The organism is Streptomyces sp. 8L, assembly GCF_020176795.1.
Taxonomy (GTDB): Bacteria; Actinomycetota; Actinomycetes; order Streptomycetales; family Streptomycetaceae; genus Streptomyces.
The window spans coordinates 1-2133 of the sequence record NZ_JAIUKE010000822.1; the positions used below are offsets into that span (position 1 = coordinate 1).

The window sequence follows — 2133 nt, forward strand, 5'->3', positions numbered from 1 at the left end:
GAGGAGGTGCCTGGGGCGGGTGGAAGGCGTCCGCGCCCGGAGGCGCTTGCGCCGCGGCGAGGCGCCTGGGGCCGGTGGGAGGCGTCCGCGCCCGGGAGGCGCTACGGCGTTCCCGGCCGGGCTCCTGCCTCGGCTTCGGCGTCGGTGGCGGTTCCGGTACGGGCGTCGACACCGGCTTCGGCTCCATCACCGGCTCCGGCACCGGCACCGGCACCGGCACCGGCTCCGGCACCGGCTTCGGCATCGACGTCGGCTCCAGCTTCGGCACTGGCTTCGGTTCCGGTCGCCGGGGATGTCAGGGCCGTCGCGGTCGCCAGGTCCATGGACCAGTCGTTGCAGAGCAGGGCGTTCCCCGGCGGGTACTCGAAGGCGCACTCGCCGTGCAGGGTGTAACCCGCCCTGCGGCAGACGGCGTTGGAACCGGGATTGGCCACCGAGGGGAACGCGTGGAGGTGGCGGTGCGACCGCTGGGCGCGGGCGTGGCCGGCTGCCGCGCGGGCCGCCGCCGTGGCGATGCCCCGGCCCTGGAAGGCGGCGAGCAGGCCCCAGCCCGACTCGTACACCTCCCGGCCGTTCCAGACGTTCTCCCAGTACCCGACCGTTCCCACCGAGGGCGCGAGGCCGGGGGCCCGCGTCGTCTCCTCGCCGGGGAGCAGCACGATCCGGAACATGCGGCCCTTGCGGGGGCTCTCGGCGCTCAGCTCCACGTACCGCCGGTGCCGGACGAGCAGTTGCTCCTCCGTCTCCGGGCCCCCGAGGTGGACCATCAGCTCGGGCGCGTTCATGGCACGCAGCAGCCCGAGGTCGGCCTCCGACCATGGTTCCAGCCGCACCCGGGGTGCCTTCGTCTCCATGCGCAGTCACTGTAGGCAGCGCGGCGGGCGGGGTCGGACGGGCGGGTCCCCGCGGCGCCACTGGACGCCCGCCTTCCGCGCCCCGTTGTCAGGCACGCTGACCGTATGCGGTCGGCGGCACACCGACCGTCGCCGTGAAGTCCCGTACGAGATGAGCCTGGTCGCTGTATCCGAGTTCGGCCGCGAGCGCGGGCCAGTCGACCGCGCCCGGCGGATCGGCGGCCTCCGCGCGCTCCAGCGCCTCGTGGATGCGGTAGCGCAGGACGACCCACTTCGGGCCGACGCCCACGTACCCGCCGAACAGCCGCTGGAGCGAGCGCGCCGAGAGCCCGGCGGCCCCGGCCAGCCGGTCCACGCGCCGCACCGACCGGTCGTGCCGGACCAGGTCGGCCAGCGCCATGGCCCGAGCCGCGTGCTCGGCGTGCGGCGACGACCCGACGGCGTCCCCGCCCGTGGTGCCTGAGGTGCCCGTGGTGCCTGAAGTGCCCTTGGCGCTCCCGGCGCTCCCGCCGCTGGAGGCACTCCCGATGCTGCGGGCGCTCCCGGCGCTCCCCGCGCCGGAGGCCAGAACGCCGAGCAGGTACGCGTCGAGCGCGGCGACCCGGTCGTCCTCGCCGTCCGGCCCGAGGACCGACGTGATGTCGCGGTCCGTCGTCGGCATGGCCTCGGCCAGCGGGACCTGCCGGCCCGTCCAGTACGAGACGGGCCGGGCGGGGGAGAACGGGCGGAAGCCTCCCGGGCGGAACTGCGCACCACAGACCCGGCCCCGGCCCGCGAGCTTCTGCGTGAACAACTCGTGCCGGACGCCCGCGACCTCGGCGAAGGGGCGGCTCCCTGCGTCCAGGTGCTGGAAGACGACATTGACCGACGGGTGCGGTACGACGTGCGACGCGTACGGCTGGTCGAGGTCCCAGTCGATCAGCCAGTAGTGCTCCAGGTACGGACGCAGCCCCGGGGCGGGTTCGCGGCGGCGGAACCGTACGCGCTCGAAGAGAGCCGCGGCATCGACGATGCCGCGGGTGTCGCGCCGTGGGCCAGCCATGCATCCGATCGTAGGCGCAGGGGAGGAGGTGCGCCGGAGACGCGGACGGCTGTGCTGTGACCCCCGCGAGACGGTGCCGGTCCTCGCGGGGGCCACGTCCGGTGGGCGATCGTGGGGGGGGGGGGGGGGGGCGGCCGCGCCGCCGGGGGGGGGGGGGGGGGACCCACCGAGGTGCGCAACAGCTCCCGGCAGCTGCGCAGGTCGCTCCTGGCCGCGTTCCTGTCCTGGCTGCTCATG

At 75.4% G+C, this 2133-nt stretch carries 1 protein-coding gene and 1 pseudogene; both read right to left on the bottom strand.

The genetic code is table 11. The features are described from left to right. Positions 1 to 314: 314 nt before the first annotated feature. A pseudogene (locus tag LCE31_RS39130) lies at positions 315 to 854 on the bottom strand (GNAT family N-acetyltransferase); the annotation flags it as partial. 88 nt (positions 855 to 942) lie between these two features. Then, positions 943 to 1896, bottom strand: coding sequence for an AraC family transcriptional regulator (locus LCE31_RS39135; RefSeq protein ID WP_225023011.1), 954 nt, complete (start codon positions 1894 to 1896; stop codon positions 943 to 945). Positions 1897 to 2133: the final 237 nt, after the last annotated feature.

What these genes read in the sequence shown, in the direction of transcription:
- LCE31_RS39135 (WP_225023011.1), bottom strand. Translation starts at nt 1,896, where the DNA reads ATGGCTGGCCCACGGCGCGACACCCGCGGCATCGTCGATGCCGCGGCT.